Annotated in this window: 18 protein-coding genes; 12 read left to right on the top strand and 6 right to left on the bottom strand. The window is 64.6% G+C overall.

Going from position 1 to position 14040, the window contains the following annotated elements; genetic code table 11:
- The 5 genes from VF992_09635 to VF992_09615 all read left to right on the top strand — a co-directional run.
- The coding region (locus VF992_09635) for an HAD-IC family P-type ATPase (GenBank protein ID HEX9341407.1) at positions 1–835 on the top strand (835 nt) is incomplete at its 5' end.
- Between the two features lie 43 nt (positions 836–878).
- Positions 879–1085, top strand: a complete 207-nt coding sequence (locus VF992_09630) for a hypothetical protein (GenBank protein HEX9341406.1) — start codon at positions 879–881, stop codon at positions 1083–1085.
- A gap of 241 nt (positions 1086–1326) precedes the next feature.
- Entirely contained in the window at positions 1327–2823 is a 1497-nt protein-coding gene (locus tag VF992_09625; GenBank protein ID HEX9341405.1) for an ATPase domain-containing protein, read from the top strand.
- A complete protein-coding gene (locus tag VF992_09620; protein HEX9341404.1) occupies positions 2823–3557 on the top strand; it encodes an ATPase domain-containing protein in 735 nt (244 codons plus the stop codon). Before VF992_09625 ends, VF992_09620 begins: the two co-directional genes overlap by 1 nt.
- 28 nt (positions 3558–3585) lie before the next feature.
- Positions 3586–3900 carry a hypothetical protein gene (locus VF992_09615; GenBank protein HEX9341403.1) on the top strand — a complete coding sequence of 105 codons (315 nt, stop codon included), beginning with the start codon at positions 3586–3588 and terminating at the stop codon, positions 3898–3900.
- Between the two features lie 6 nt (positions 3901–3906).
- On the opposite strand, the gene VF992_09610 is transcribed toward VF992_09615, so the two are convergent.
- Positions 3907–4443 carry a hypothetical protein gene (locus tag VF992_09610; protein ID HEX9341402.1) on the bottom strand — a complete coding sequence of 179 codons (537 nt, stop codon included), beginning with the start codon at positions 4441–4443 and terminating at the stop codon, positions 3907–3909.
- Positions 4444–4488: 45 nt separating this feature from the next.
- Positions 4489–5055: a hypothetical protein gene (locus VF992_09605; GenBank protein HEX9341401.1), complete on the bottom strand. Its 567-nt coding sequence runs from the start codon at positions 5053–5055 to the stop codon at positions 4489–4491.
- 361 nt (positions 5056–5416) lie between these two features.
- Here VF992_09605 and VF992_09600 point away from each other — a divergent pair, with 361 nt between their 5' ends.
- From VF992_09600 to VF992_09585, 4 genes are all read left to right on the top strand, one after another.
- The gene (locus tag VF992_09600) at positions 5417–5560 is read left to right on the top strand and encodes a YHS domain-containing protein (protein HEX9341400.1); all 144 of its coding nucleotides are present in this window, start codon (positions 5417–5419) and stop codon (positions 5558–5560) included.
- 53 nt (positions 5561–5613) lie between these two features.
- Positions 5614–6285 carry a DUF2085 domain-containing protein gene (locus VF992_09595; GenBank protein HEX9341399.1) on the top strand — a complete coding sequence of 224 codons (672 nt, stop codon included), beginning with the start codon at positions 5614–5616 and terminating at the stop codon, positions 6283–6285.
- 37 nt (positions 6286–6322) lie between these two features.
- Positions 6323–6538, top strand: a complete 216-nt coding sequence (locus tag VF992_09590) for a hypothetical protein (GenBank protein HEX9341398.1) — start codon at positions 6323–6325, stop codon at positions 6536–6538.
- Between the two features lie 123 nt (positions 6539–6661).
- Positions 6662–7399: a hypothetical protein gene (locus VF992_09585; GenBank protein HEX9341397.1), complete on the top strand. Its 738-nt coding sequence runs from the start codon at positions 6662–6664 to the stop codon at positions 7397–7399.
- Positions 7400–7411: 12 nt separating this feature from the next.
- Here the strand turns inward: VF992_09585 and cca are convergent, their stop codons facing one another.
- The 3 genes from cca to VF992_09570 are packed head-to-tail and all read right to left on the bottom strand — an operon-like array spanning position 7412 to position 9742.
- Positions 7412–8752, bottom strand: coding sequence for a CCA tRNA nucleotidyltransferase (gene cca / locus VF992_09580; GenBank protein ID HEX9341396.1), 1341 nt, complete (start codon positions 8750–8752; stop codon positions 7412–7414).
- A 46-nt stretch (positions 8753–8798) separates the two neighbouring features.
- The gene (locus tag VF992_09575) at positions 8799–9446 is read right to left on the bottom strand and encodes a MarC family protein (protein ID HEX9341395.1); all 648 of its coding nucleotides are present in this window, start codon (positions 9444–9446) and stop codon (positions 8799–8801) included.
- Positions 9447–9472: 26 nt separating this feature from the next.
- Positions 9473–9742, bottom strand: a complete 270-nt coding sequence (locus VF992_09570; protein HEX9341394.1) for a hypothetical protein — start codon at positions 9740–9742, stop codon at positions 9473–9475.
- Positions 9743–10043: 301 nt separating this feature from the next.
- On the opposite strand from VF992_09570, the gene VF992_09565 reads away from it, so the two are divergent.
- The gene (locus tag VF992_09565) at positions 10044–11162 is read left to right on the top strand and encodes a hypothetical protein (protein ID HEX9341393.1); all 1119 of its coding nucleotides are present in this window, start codon (positions 10044–10046) and stop codon (positions 11160–11162) included.
- Here the strand turns inward: VF992_09565 and VF992_09560 are convergent.
- On the bottom strand, positions 11128–12741 hold the full coding sequence (locus tag VF992_09560; protein ID HEX9341392.1) for a cbb3-type cytochrome c oxidase subunit I: 1614 nt from the start codon (positions 12739–12741) through the stop codon (positions 11128–11130). The two genes, VF992_09565 and VF992_09560, sit on opposite strands and share 35 nt — an antisense overlap.
- Positions 12742–12913: 172 nt before the next feature.
- On the opposite strand from VF992_09560, the gene VF992_09555 reads away from it, so the two are divergent.
- Positions 12914–13615, top strand: a complete 702-nt coding sequence (locus VF992_09555; GenBank protein ID HEX9341391.1) for a cytochrome c oxidase subunit II — start codon at positions 12914–12916, stop codon at positions 13613–13615.
- Between the two features lie 26 nt (positions 13616–13641).
- On the top strand, positions 13642–14040 hold a 399-nt coding region (locus tag VF992_09550), incomplete at its 3' end, for a hypothetical protein (GenBank protein HEX9341390.1).

The following is a 14040-nucleotide window of genomic DNA, read 5'->3' as shown; positions in this document are numbered from 1 at the left end:
CTTAGGCGCGGCCATCGTCCGCGGGGCCTCCGAACGAGCCGTGCCGGTCGACGAGCCCGATGCGTTCGAAGCAATCCCGGGCCGAGGGGTCCACGCCGCGGTGTTCGGTCATCCGATCCTCCTCGGGAATCGCGCGGTTATGGCGGACACGGGCATCTCGACCGTGGCCGCGGAGGCGGCGCTGGGACGCCTCGAAGCGGAGGGCAAGACCGCGATGCTCCTGGCCGTCGACAACCAACTCGCGGGCGTCATCGCGGTGGCGGACACCCTGAAGGACCACGCGTTCGAGGCGGTCCGCGCGCTCAAGGCCATGGGGATCGAGGTCATCATGCTGACGGGGGACCACCGACGGACCGCGGAGGCGATCGCCCGGCAGGCGGGTGTCGATCGCGTGATCGCGGAAGTCCTCCCGGCCCAGAAGGCGGACAAGATCAAAGAGCTGCAAGCCCAGGGCCAGGTCGTCGCGATGGTCGGGGACGGGATCAACGACGCGCCGGCCCTCGCCGAGGCGGACGTTGGAATTGCCCTGGGGAGCGGCACGGATGTCGCCATGGAGGCGGGCGGGATCGTGCTGATCAAGGACGATCTCCGGGACGTCGTCGCGTCGATCCAGCTGAGCCGTCGAACCGTGGGCAAGATCCGCCAGAACCTCTTTTGGGCGTTCTTCTACAACACGGCCCTGATTCCCTTGGCGGCGGGTATCCTCGCGACCGGTGCGCTGCTCGGCGTGAAGGTCGTCCTGAGCCCGATCCTCGCTGGAGCCGCGATGGGCTTCAGCTCCGTGTCCGTCGTCATGAACTCGATGACGCTGAAGCGGTTCCGTCCCGCGCTTTGAACGCGGTGGCAAGGTGCGTCGTTCGTTTATTACCCGACCGCGCATGGTCCCCGCCACGGCGGACACGTGGGAGCTTTGGCGGGGCGCGAGCGCGGCGATCGCCTTCGTGCTCATCGTCCTGCTCCTCGTCCGCCACGTCTTCGAGGTCCATCTCCGCGCTTCCGTCCGCCGGGCGCTCGATCTGGTTGCGGCGCCTCTCTTCGCCCTCTTCGCCCTGTACGTGGTCACGGATTTCCTGCGCACCGCCTGAACGTCCTCAAGGCCGTCGCATGTCCACCCGACGTGCGACCCTCTGCGTGCACGGGAGATCTGGCGCAGACCCCGGCCCGCGGCCGGAGAGCCGGCGGGATTTCGCTCTTCAGGTGGGGCTATGAACACAAATGCACACAACCGACCACACTATGAAGATAAGCCGTCGACCGATAATATGCGCGGTTCGAGGGCGGACGGGTTCGGGTATGGTTCACGTTGGAGTAGAGGCAGATGTCGACATGCCGCTGCCGAGGGAATTGGAGCTTCTCCTCAAGCGACCTAGCCTCCTCGTCCTCGTCAAGGGCGAGACCGGCACGGGCAAGACGACCGCGGCGCTCGAGCTGATGGCCCGCCTGCAGGGCGACGGCGACACGGTCCACATTTCGACCCGGTCGTATCCCGACAAACTCGTCTTCCAACACGCCCTCTTCTCGAAACTCGCCGCCCTGCCGACCGTCCACTTCTCCACGACCCTCGAATTCGACCCGACCCAGTTCGTCGTCTCGCACAACGTCGTCTCGGGGCTGCATCGGCTCCTGTCGAGCATGGAGTCGCCCCTCGTCGTCCTCGACTCCTGGGAAGGCCTCGCCGACTACGTGCCTCAGGAGACGCGGTTGAAGGTCGAGCAGTCCCTCATGCCGATCCTCGAGACCACGCGTGCGCGGATGATCCTCGTGAGCGAGCATCCCGAGACAGACACGACGCTCGACCAGCTCGCCGACGCGATCATCGTGTTGCACCACCAGGTGATCGACGATCGACGGGCGCGGGAGCTGGAGGTCCGGAAGCTCCGCGGCATCCCGATCCGCCAGGAGCGGTATCCGTTCACCCTCGCGGGAGGACGCCTCCGGTACCTGGAGCCATTCACATTCACGTTACCCGAGCGGACCTCGATGTTTCGGCCTCTCGAGAACTCGCCGACGCACATGTCCACCGGCAGCCGGGACATCGACGCACTCCTGGGCGGCGGCGTCCCGCGCGGCTCGACCGTCCTCTTGGAGATCCGCGGCGAGGTCCCCTTCGAGGGCCAGATCTACGTGCCGCTCACCGCCCTGCTGAACGTCCTGGCGACGAACAACGCCGTCATGGCGTTCCCGTACAGCGACTACGATCCGACGCGGGCGCGTCTCTTCGCGACGCAATTCATGCCGGAGGACGTCTACGACACGAACATGCGCGTCTTCACGACGGACCGCGTCGAGGATCCGGTGGCGATCAAGTTCTCCCTGAACCCGAGGGAAGACTTCGAGAAGTGGCTCGACACGTACAGCGCGTACAAGGCCCAAGGCAAGACCATCTGGATGCTCATGGCCCTCGATACGGTCGAGAACTTCTACGGACAACAGGGCGTCATGAACTTCCTCGCGACGGTCGCGGCCCGGGCCGCCGTGAACAAGGACATTCAATCGATCCTTGCGCGTCCGAACCTTCAGCTGACGCAGCGGGTGGCGAACATCTCGCAGATCCACCTCGTCCTGACGCAGCGCTGGGGCACGCTCGTCCTGTACGGCGTCAAGCCGCGTACCGGGTTCTACGGCCTCCAGTTCACCTTCGGCCACGGCTACCCGGAGTTCGAGCTGATCCCTCTCGAGGACATTGACCTCGCGAACAATGGCAAGCCGGAGGTCGTCGCAGTCCCGACTTCGCGGTTGCGCGCCCGCCATCCTGGGTCCCGCGCAGACATGTTCGAGACCTTGATGCAATCTCTGCGAGAACGGACTCGGGAGGCGCGGTGATGTGCGCGAAGGTCGCGAGCCGGGCCGCGCTGGATGCCGACGCCCGGGTCGTGACGGGCATCCCTGGCTTCGATGAGATGCTCGAGGGCGGCTTCCCCGCGGGGAGTCTCATCAGCTTGGCCGGGCGGCCGGGGACCGGGAAGACGATTTTCGGATCGCAGTTCCTGTACTACGGCGCGAAGGAACGGCAAGAGCCGGGCATGTATGTGTCGATGCTCGAAGGACGCAAGGCGTACGTGCGCAACATGCTGCGGCTCGGCTTCGACATCCAACCGCTCGAGGAACAGGGATTGTTCCGGTTCCTCGAGATGCCGACGCTGACGACGGAGGGGATGCCGGCGATCTGGGACGAGATCGTGCGGAACATCGACGAATACGGCGTCGTCCGCCTCGTCATCGATTCGTTCACCGCGATGACGCAGGCGTTCGAGCGGAGCGGCGACCTTCGCATCTTCACCCACATGCTCCTCGGGAAGATCGTCGGGGGCGCGGGCTGCACGACCTTGATGATCACCGAGACGGCGCACACGGACCTGCTGTCGTCGGTAGGGATCCAAGAGTTCATCGCCGACGGCGTCATCCACTTCTCCCTCGTCGCGGTCACCGGGGACGCGCGGGTCCGCTACATCGAGATCACCAAGATGCGGGGGACGAACCACCAGATGGGGCTCCTCCCCGTAGAGATTGGGAACCGAGGAATTTCCGTGAAAGTACCACACATCACCCCGAAATAGCCCGCCGATCGGTGGGAGACGTGCCGGCGTGCATCTCGCGAGTCGACTCGGAGTAAAGAACGACAAGTACTTTCAGGCGGCGTACTGGAAGGCCTTCGAGGAATTCTTCGGACCGACGAACGCTCCCGTGATCAAGGCGATGCTCGTCGCCCGGCACGTCAAAGTCGACACGGGCAGCGCGGACATCGACCGCGTATGCTTCGGGCTGCGGGAAACGATGTCTTGGCTCGCCGAGGCGATCGAGCGGAAGGCCCTCGACAGCGTCGGGCAGTCGGTCGCTCGGGCGTCGGAAACGCCACGGGCCCCGAGGTCGCCAGGGACGAAAGGCAAGTCAGGTCGATAGGTCCGGCTACACGAGCGCGAACCGTGCGATGACCTGGTCGTCCGTCATCTCCGTCTGGATCTCCGCGCCTTTTATGAGTCCCTCGAGCGCGGTCCGCACGAGCGCCTCGTAGTACACCGACCAGCGCGCGCCGCCGCCGTGCTTGAAGACGATCGTCCACCGGCCCTCTTTCGACCGTTCCTCGTACTCGAACGCGCGGGCATAACGGGCCGTCAGGCGGGAGTAGCCCATGACGACCGTCTGCAAGCTCACTTCCCTGAACCAGAACGTCAGGAACTCCGGGAGCAGATTCTTCCCGACCCAGTGGCCGAGATTCTTCGCCTCCTCGTCCGTGAGCTGCTCCATTATCTTCACGAGGAGCGACTCCGGCATGGAGACCATCCCGAACTTCTCCGCGTAGACGTCCCACTCCACGAGACGCCGGATCGCCTTGTTCACGAGGAAGTTAACACTGATCCCCTCGCGCTCCGCGAACTTTCGGAGGAACTCATCCACGTTCCGTTCGATCCGAATCGTGCGCGTGACGCTCGTGCTCGGGGGCAATCGCTAATGCTCCCCTGAAACCCTAATGTGGCAGACAACGTCCCCTCACTTAATCCTCTTTTCGACCCACCGCAGCCGCAGGACCACTTGGTTCTCCGACTTCTCGACGCGGACGTCGCGGTTCAGGAGTTCCCGGAACGCGGTCTCGGCGGCTTCTTGGTAGAACGTCGACCAGCGCGGCCCCCCGCTATGTTTGAGGATGATCACCCGGTAATCGTCTTCGACGTGCTCCTCGTAGGCGAACGCCCGCGCGTACTTCGCGAAAAGACGCGGAAAGCCTTCGATCAGGGTCTCCGGGGTGATCTCCTTGAACCAGAACGTGATGTATTCCTTGAGCAGGTTCCGGCCGGCCCAGATGCCGAGCTCCTTCGCCTCTTCCTCGGACAGGTGCTCCATCATCTTGACGAGGATGATCCCGGGGAACGTGACGAACCCGAACTTCTCCCCGTAGGCGTCCCACTCGACGAACTTGCGCAGGGCCCGGTTGACGAGCGTGTTCACGCTCGTGTCGCTTTGGTCCGCGAGCTTCCGGAGCCGCTCGTCCGCATCCTTTTCGATTCGGACGGACCGGGTCACGCTGCCTTTGGGGGTCATTGGGGTCTCGGCCGGCACGATGCGCTATACCTATCCGCCTTTGTGTTCTTAGATGTTGCTTTGTAGGCTGCTTTATAAGTATGCGCTCGTCCTTTGCACGCGGGCACACAGGCCTGGCAGACCGAAACGGCTCCTATCTTGCGTGCGCGGCGAGTCGGGTTTCGTCCTTCCGATGACCCTCATTTCAGGTCGGATGGCGGGCCCGTCCGTCCATCCGCTGTAGAATGTGATGAAGCCACTGAGCTGGCCGCCGCCAAGTTGATGATCGATTCGAACGGAAGGATCTTCCCGATCACGGGGCCGGTCGAGGAGACCGACTGGCTCGGCGAGGTCGGGGCGCACCGCAACCTTCACATGCGACGGGCGCCTCCGGGCAGCGATGGAGCGAGACCCCGTCTGCGGAATGATGGTGGCGCCGAATCGAGCAGCCCGTCAATCCGTGTACGAAGGCAAGACGTACTACTTCTGTTCCGCTGGTTGCAAGACAAGCTTCGATCGGACGCCCGCCAAATTCGCGAAGTGACGCGCGACCCTCGCGCGGTAAATCTTTATCTGCCGCTGGCCCTACTAACCGCCGTGGCTTCCGGCGTGTGGGCGCGGTTCACGTGGAGCAGAGCGCTTCTCGGCATCCTGATCCTCAACCTCGTCTGGACTGCCTCCCTGTTCATTTGTCCGTTCACCATGCCCTCCGGTTCGACCCCGGAGAAGCTGGTCGGCGGCGCGAACATCGTCGATCACGAAGACATCTGGGCGACGTTCCCGCTCTACGCCCGCGTCATCTACACGATCGGCGACGCGCAGTGCCACCAACTTTACTACCGCTCCTTCTGGCTCAACGGCAACCAGATGCCGATCGATCAGCGCATGACGTCGATGTATGTCTTCGCGAACCTCGGCGTGCTCGCGGCGATGTTCGCCCGGCCGTCGACGAAGACGGGGGAAGTCATGGTCAACGCGATGCCGTCGTTCCTTCGGCGCCGGCTCGCCCGCATCGGATCCGAGCAAGCCGGGGCTCTGATCGTGTTCGTTGGCTTGCTGCCGATGGCCGTCGACGGCTTCACGCAACTATTCTCGGGGCCGTATTACACGTACGAGTCGACGCCGCTCGCGCGCGTCCTCACGGGTGGAATCGCGGGCTTCGTCGGAGGCGTGCTCGTCGGCGCGATGCTCGTGACGATCCGACAGTTCTCGATCGAGATGGAGACGATTCGCTCGCGCATCCCGCCGATCGTCCCAGGCGGTCGCTGAGCGAAGGGTCTTCGGCCGCAGGCGTTGCGAGTCGCCGATGGCCTCGGAGAACCTGCTACGCGATTCTCTGATCGTCGGCGCGATGGTCATCCTCTCCGCGTCCGCGGCCGCCTTGACATGGAATCTAATCGCGGGCCTAACACCCGCCAAGTCCGCGTCACCGAACGCGATCCTCGTCGTGGCGCAGTGTCTTGACGTCATTGGACTCGGCTTCGTCCTGTGGAGAAGCCAGCCTGACACATGCAAGGTCTAGGCAGCCTCGGAGTTCGGCAGGCACGCGGTGCTCCGTCGAGGTCGCGAGAGCAACCGCAGGTCTCGGAAGAATTCGCCTGCTCGCGCCAAAGGTTTTTGAAGGGGCCCCTTGTTCCGGCGGCCTATGGCCCGTCGGAAGCGGAAGGAGGAGGAACCCGACTGGGTCGCGCCCGAGTTCGACGAGATTGGCTACATGCGCCGGGAGATCCAAGGCGCGCGGGCCGCCGTCGCGACGATCCTTTGGGCCGTCGTCGGCGCCATCGTCGCGTTCCTTCTTTTCTCTGTGTCACCCGCCCTCGCGTTTTTCGCGGGCATCGCGGTCGCATTCGGTCTGTATTTCATCCTCCCGCTCTTCGGCATCAAGATTGATGCGTTCCAACGGAAAGATTGGGCGGGCCACGGCATCACCTACTTCTTCAGCTGGCTGGCGGTCTGGATCATCCTCCTGAACCCGCCGTTCGGGGACTTCACGGACCCCACGGTTCAGGGGATTTCCGTGAGCCCGTACTCGGCGGGATACACGGGCGACCTTCCGTGCTACGTGCCCGTAGGGAGCCAGGTCGCCGTGCCGATGGGCTCGCCTTCGAACACGTCCATCATTGTCCTCTTCCGAGCGACGGACAACGTGGGCCTTGCCTCGCTTCACGTCAACGTGACCCCGGCTTCCACGACGGGTTTCGAGGTGAGCTGGACTCTTCTCTCCGGGAAGAGTCAGTGCGTGGACCACCGGCCCGAGGACTATCCCGCCGGCACGTACAACGTGACGTTCGACAACACCGCGTCGAGTTACACGGTTGCGATTGTGGCAACAGACCGGGCGGGACACTCGACGAGCGCGAGCGTCGTGGTCCTCCCCCAGTAATCTCTGACCGCGTCACCGCTCCCACGGAAACCGCTTGTCGAACAGGCGGCTCCATGCGTCCGCATTCGAGGCCCGCACGGCCTCCGGCCCCGACCGTATCTGGAGGGAGCGCTTGGCCGCCTTCTCCAGGTCTTTCCCGAGGCTCAGCGCCCGCCATGCGCTCTTCGCGAGCCCGCCGGCCGTCACGGCGTCGCGGCTCACGTCGACGGCCCAGCGTTCTCCCTGGATGAACGGTCCTGCGAGGGTCTTCGGGCTGCGTCGCCACTTATCCAGGAAATCCTTCGCGTTCTTGACCCAGACGGGAGGGCCATCATGCCGCAACGCGCGAGGCAACGTGTCGACGGCGAACTCGAACAGGAACACCGCATTCTTGCCCGCGACGTCGAAGTGGGAGTCGAACACTTGGAATCCGTTCCGGTGGAAGAGGTCGAGGAACGCTCGGTGCGCCTTGCGCAGCTGCGGATAGAGGACGTCGTCCGTGACCGCGGGCGACGGGAGATGGACCGCCAAGAGACCGCTCCCACGGATCTTCGCGAGCGCCCGGAGCTTCGGGAGCGTCATCGGCTTCGCGGGACGCGGGAAGAAGAAACGCTCGCTCGGGGCCCGCAGGTACTCGCGGGCCCCGTGGACGAACGTCGCGAGTTGCTCGACCGACACCGCGCTCGCGACGTTTCGGTTCGGATCGACCGGGTCGACGACGATCAGCGGCTCGGTAAACGCGCGGCCGGCCGCGCGATCGAGCTCGAGGACCTCGCCCTTGCGCCACGAGAGGCTGTTCTCCAGCACGCCATGGAACGTGCCGCACTTCAGCACGAGGAGCTCGCAGAGGTACCCGCTGAATCCCATGACCTTCGCCTCCGCGCCGTACACGCCGATGCCTTCTGCCCAGGCCTTCAGCAGCCGGATCTCGTCCGCTTGGCCCTCCTTGATCCGGCCGAGGACATAGTCGACGTGGAGCGGCGTCCGGTCCACCGCACTCATCCGTTGCGTCGCATCCGTGATCCGGTAGCATGGCACGATCTCGACCTCGAAGCCCCCGTGCCAGCCGCGGGTGTACGGATGCTCCGCGTAGCGGTGTTCTCCTCGCTCGAGGATCTTGCCGAGGGCGAGGCCGCGCGATTCCAAATCGGAGCGGGGCAAGTCCGGCGGGAACGCGACGAAGACGTCGATCTCGGTCCCCGTGAGGTGGGTCCCCTTTGCGACGGATCCCGCGAGGAACGGCGTCGCCGTCCACCCGTTCGAACGAAGGAGGCTCGTGAGCCGCTCGACGAGGCCCTTCACGGCCCGCTCGATGCGCGCCTCCTCTTCCGCCGAGGGCCGGATCCGCGCGAGGACCTTCGCCTCGACGCTCATGCCGACCCCATGCGGAGGCCCGGATAAAAGGCCATTGGGGGCCGCCTCAGCTGACGGGAAGGCCGTGCAACCGAGCGATGTCGAACGCGCCGTCGATGATGAACTGGACCGCGATTGCCGCGAGCAGGAGCCCCATCACACGGCCGACGGCGCGCGTCCCGGTGCGCCCGATCCGCCGGAAGATTCGGTCCGCGTTATGCAGGAGCAGGAACGCCGAGAGCACGGACACCAGGATGCCGACGAAGACGAACAGCTTGTCCGCGGGGTCCGCTACCGGATGGGCCATGTAAATCATGACGGTCGTGATGGCGCCGGGCCCGGCGAGTAGCGGGATCCCGAGGGGGACCACGGCGACTTCCTCCCGCTCGAGGGTCTCCTCCCGTTCTTGCGGCGTGAGCCGCGATCGCGATCGCTCCCCGTGGAGCATCTCGAGCGCCACGCCGAAGAGGAGGATACCGCCCGCGATCTTGAACGCGGGGATCGTGAAACCGAAGACGGCGAAGATCCACTGGCCGAAGATCGCGAAGACACCGAGCGTGAGGGTCGCGGTGAGGCACGCCTTCGACACGATGTCCTGCTTCTCGGCCGGGTTCATCCCTTCCGTCAAGACGGAGAAGAACGGGACGACTCCGAGCGGGTCGACGATCGCGAAGATCGAGGCCATGGCGGTGGCGCCGAACGCCAAATCCACCATGGTCGTGGCGAGGAGGCCGGCGTCGATTACTGCTTCCGCATCAACTTCATCCAGCCGCCGCTCTCGTACACCGCGAGGTTGCGGTTGCTGGCGGTCGTCTCGAACTCATCCCAGGAGATGACCTGGAGTTTCTCGCTGCTGCCCTTCGTGAACCGCAGCGTGTTCGTGCCCTTCACCTTGCTCGGCTGGAGTCCCTTGACCGTCGCGATCTGCCGCGCGTACTCGAACGAAATCTCTTTGAGTGCTGGCATGTTCCATCCCTTCGTCGCGTCCCTCGTAAGGAAGGAGGCAGACATGCGTACGACAGCCACGCATATAAGTGTCTTTCGTTTGTCTGACACGTTGACAAAGGGCGATGGAGGGCGCCGGGGCCCGGCCCGACGTCAGGCGCGGGCGGCGCTCAACCGCTCGCACTGACGAACGAATCGGTGCGTTCCGATGACGGCGGTTGCATCGCGATCCATGCCATTCGTTCTCATGAACGATTATATGGACGGACGACTTATATAGAGTCGGATGCACCAAGGAGTCCGTCGCGGTTCCCGGCGGTGACTTAACATGGTGAGCGAAAAGCCCTCCCCGGCCTTGCTTGACTCGGTGAAAGCGTCGGCCACGAAGTTCAAAGAGATCAAGAACACCCTCGACGCCCGCCAACGGGAACTCGAGGCGGTCAAGGCGGAGATCGAGTCGCAGCGCGCCGACCTCGAGGGCCAGGTGGCCCGATTCCGCTCGGATCGGGAAGAGTTTGAGCGGGAGAAGGGCGAGGTGCAGGCCGCTCGCGCGCTCGCCGAACGCGACATCGCGGGGGCCCGCTTGGATCGGGAGAAGATCGGCTCGGAGGAGAAGCGGATCCAGGACTGGGCTCGTGCGCTGAACGACCGGGAGAAGACGGTCAAGGAGAGCGAAGACCAGGTCCGACGTCTCCAGCTGGAACTGACCGAGCACCTCAGGGACTCGGAGTCGAAGATGCAAGCCCTCGTGGAACGAGAGGAGCTTTCCGCGCAGCGGGAACGCGCCCTCGCCGACACGATCGATCGCCTTTCGACGATGGAGAAAGGCCTCGCGGAGCGGGACCGGAAGCTCGCGAAACGCGATGAGGAGCTCATCAAGCTTCAGAACGAGCGGCTCAACGCGTTGGAATCGCGCGAGCGTGAACTGCTCAAGATCAGCGAGGAGATGCTCGCCCGCCAGAAAGAGTCCGACGCGCAGCACGATGCGTTCGTCGAGGTGCAGTCGATGCTACGACAGGAGCTGACCGAACTCGCGTCGCAGCGGGAGATGCTCGCCACGAAGGAGAAGAGCCTCCTCGACGCCGAGAAGTACCTCGCCGCGGCCCTCGAAGCCGGGGGCCTCGACCTGCCGACCGAGCCCGAAACGAAGGCGCCGCCCCCGCCTCCCGTCGTCGCGATGCCACCGCGGCCTCCGACGAGCGCTCCCACTCCCCCCACGCCCCCATCGGAAACCCTCCGGCACGAGTTCTTGGAGGAAGACGAGGGAGGCGACAAGCCCAAGGTCTCCCGCGCCGATGCCCTGGAGCGGATGACCCGCGCCCTCGAGACGGCGAAGCGGGCCCGCGACACCGGACGGAACGTCAGCGAGATTCGGAAGGCGCTGAAGCAGGCGCGCGCGGCGTTCGAGTCCGGCGATTACGACACCGCCTCCCGGCTCGCGGACGACATCCTCAGGGAACTCGAGGACGTCCCGCTTCCCCGCTAGGGTCCTCGCGCGTCCCGCCGTTCGCCGCGGCGTGGATCGGCATCGCGTACACCGGCACGCCCGGGACCCGCACTTCGTTCCGCTGCCCCGGGATCTCTCCCCAGGGGTCCGCGTCCGCCACGGGTCCGGCGACGAACGTCCAGATCACATTCGCGACGAAGAGGACCTGGCCGAACGCGACGACGAACGCCCCGATCGTCGCGAACCAGTTCAGGCTCCACAGCGCCGGGTCGTAGTCGTAGACGCGCCGCGGCATGCCCTCGAGGCCGAGGAAGTGCATCGTGAAGAAGACGAGGTTCATGCCGACGAGGGTGAAGGCGAAGTGCCAGCGGGCGAGGCGCTCCGAATACATCCGCCGCGACATCCGGGGGAACCAGAAGTAGAAACCCGCGAAGACGCCGAGGATCGTACCGCCGAACAAGACGTAGTGCAGGTGGGCGACGACCCAGTAGGTATCCTGGAGCGGATAGTCGAGCGAGATCGGCGCCTGGAACACCCCGTTGATCCCGCCGATGACGAACATCGCGATGAACCCGACGGCGAAGAGCATCGGCGCCTTGAGTTCGATCGCCCCGCCCCACATCGTCGCGATCCAGTTGAAGATCTTGATTCCGCTCGGCACGGCGATCGCGAGGGTGATGACCATGAACGGCAGGCGGGCAGAGATCGAGATGCCGGTCGTGAACATGTGGTGCACCCAGACGCCGAACGACAGGAATCCGATCGCGACGGTCGAGAGGGCGATCGCCTTGTACCCGAAGATCGGCTTGTGGCTCATCCGCGGGATGACCTCGGAGATAATGCCCATCGCCGGGAGGATCATGATGTACACGGCGGGATGGGAGTAGAACCAGAAGAGGTGCTGCCACATGATCGGGTCGCCGCCCATGGTCGGCGAGAGGAACGCCGTGATGCCGTGGCGGTCGAGCAAGAGGAGGAAGAGGCCCGCCGCGAGGACCGGCGTCGCGAGGAGGACGAGGCTCTGCGTGACGAGAATCGACCAGACGAACAGCGAGAGGTTCCGGAACGTGATGCCGGGAGCCCGATGGCGGAAGATCGTCACGAGGAAGTTGATCGCGCCCGCGGTCGACGAGATGCCGAGTAGCTGGAGTCCGACGATCCACATGTCGACGCCTTTGCTCGGATCGTACACGCTCAGCGGGGTGTAGCCCGTCCATCCGATGTTCGCCGCACCGAGCCACATGATCACCCCGGCGGAGGGGATGAGCCAGAAGCTCAGCGCGTTGATGCGCGGGAACGCCATGTCCTTCGCCCCGATGAGGGGAGGGACCATCAGGTTCCCGAAGCCCGCGAGGATCGGGATCGCCACGAGGAAGACCATCGTGGTGCCGTGCATCGTGAACAGTTCCGTGTACGTGTACGGGTCCACGATCGTCGGGCCCGGATACGCCAGCTCGGTGCGCATCAGGAGTGCGAGGATCCCGCCGATGAGGAAGAAGAGGAACGAATTCGCAAGGTAGAGGATGCCGATCTCGTGATGATTCGTCGTCGTGAGCCAGCGGAACACGCCCACCGGCGCGTTCCGATGGCGGTAGCCCGTGACGACCTCTCCGGCCATCGGCGAACCCCGGCTGTGGCCCTCCTTCGACGGGCCGCGGGTCCCCGTACTTCAGGAGCGGACAAAAACCTTTCCTACGGCTCCTGGTGCGCGGTGAGCGTCGTCGCGCGAGTTCGCGGCGTTCGCACGTACACCGCAAAAGGTTTTAGAGGAATGCGGTTTTCGGCAGCCGATGTCGGTGCCTCGGCGCCTCGTTCTCCTGGCATCAGTCCTGCTTGTCGCACTGTCGCTCCTGAGCGGGACGGCGCGCGCGGCGCCCGTGTCGAGCGGAGAGGGCGCGACGCAAGAGCTGTTCTGGATTGTCCTGATTCCCGCCCTTGGAATCGGGATCTTCGTGAGCGCTCTGATCGCGTATGCCGTGTTGAAGTTCCGCGTACGGCCGGGCCATACCACCGGCCCGGCGAATCCGAAGACGCACGACCGCAACCTCGAGGCCCTGTGGACCGTCGTGCCCGCGGTCATCCTGTTGATCGTCGGCTTCGCCGCGTTCCAGACCCTCGTCAGGACGGACACGCTCCCTCAGGATCCCGACGTGATCATGGAGATCAACGCCCACCAGTGGTATTGGAACTTCAACATCACGTACGTCCGGAGCGGGATGTGGCTGAACACGACGGGCAACTTCACCTCGCTCAACACGACGGGAGCCTTCACGATTAAGACCGGACTCGTCGTCAAGATCATCCTGCGCTCGTTCGACGTCGCCCACTCGTTCTACCTCATCGATTTCGACCTGAAGGTCGACGTCATCCCGGGACACACGAATCTCTACTGGTTCAAGCCGCTGCAACCCGGTGACTTCATGATCCGGTGCGCGGAGTTTTGCGGGCTCAATCACTACACGATGACCGCGACTCTGCATGTCGTCCCGTGAGGGCGTCAGGAGCTCCGAGGGACAGCATGGTACGGGTGTGGCTGGGGGTGATCGCGGTTGGCGTCTCAATCGTCCTCTTTGCTTCGTCCGCGGTTCTCCAGGCCGCCGTCCCGGACATGCCCGGCGCGGGCGGAGCACAAATCGTTCCAGAGAGTGTGCCGCCACGGACCGGAATTTGGCCGGTGAACTGGACGTTTTACGGGAGCGCCGGGAGCGGCTGGGGGCTCACGAGCACTTCGCTCTCCAACCCGGGGCCGTCCGTAACGGTGCATCGCGGAGACATCGTGAATCTCACGCTCATCTCGACGGACTCCACCTCCGTCAAGCACTCGTGGTTCATCGACCTCAACGGGGACAACCTCGCCGACGGGAACGAGCCGAGCTCCCCGGACTTCACCTCGGCTCAGGCGCTCGTCTGGAACTTC

It is taken from the genome of Thermoplasmata archaeon, assembly GCA_036395115.1.
Classification (GTDB): Archaea; Thermoplasmatota; Thermoplasmata; order RBG-16-68-12; family RBG-16-68-12; genus RBG-16-68-12.
Note: the sequence above shows the minus strand (reverse complement) of the source record. Positions and strands in the feature narration are given on the sequence as shown.

Coding starts and splice junctions, on each gene's coding strand:
- VF992_09555 (HEX9341391.1), top strand. CDS start 12,914: ATGTCGGTGCCTCGGCGCCTCGTTCTCCTGGCATCAGTCCTGCTTGTC.
- VF992_09560 (HEX9341392.1), bottom strand. CDS start 12,741: ATGGCCGGAGAGGTCGTCACGGGCTACCGCCATCGGAACGCGCCGGTG.
- VF992_09570 (HEX9341394.1), bottom strand. CDS start 9,742: ATGTCTGCCTCCTTCCTTACGAGGGACGCGACGAAGGGATGGAACATG.
- VF992_09630 (HEX9341406.1), top strand. CDS start 879: ATGGTCCCCGCCACGGCGGACACGTGGGAGCTTTGGCGGGGCGCGAGC.
- VF992_09585 (HEX9341397.1), top strand. CDS start 6,662: ATGGCCCGTCGGAAGCGGAAGGAGGAGGAACCCGACTGGGTCGCGCCC.
- cca (HEX9341396.1), bottom strand. CDS start 8,752: ATGAGCGTCGAGGCGAAGGTCCTCGCGCGGATCCGGCCCTCGGCGGAA.
- VF992_09625 (HEX9341405.1), top strand. CDS start 1,327: ATGCCGCTGCCGAGGGAATTGGAGCTTCTCCTCAAGCGACCTAGCCTC.
- VF992_09620 (HEX9341404.1), top strand. CDS start 2,823: ATGTGCGCGAAGGTCGCGAGCCGGGCCGCGCTGGATGCCGACGCCCGG.
- VF992_09600 (HEX9341400.1), top strand. CDS start 5,417: ATGGAGCGAGACCCCGTCTGCGGAATGATGGTGGCGCCGAATCGAGCA.
- VF992_09575 (HEX9341395.1), bottom strand. CDS start 9,446: ATGGTGGATTTGGCGTTCGGCGCCACCGCCATGGCCTCGATCTTCGCG.
- VF992_09590 (HEX9341398.1), top strand. CDS start 6,323: ATGGCCTCGGAGAACCTGCTACGCGATTCTCTGATCGTCGGCGCGATG.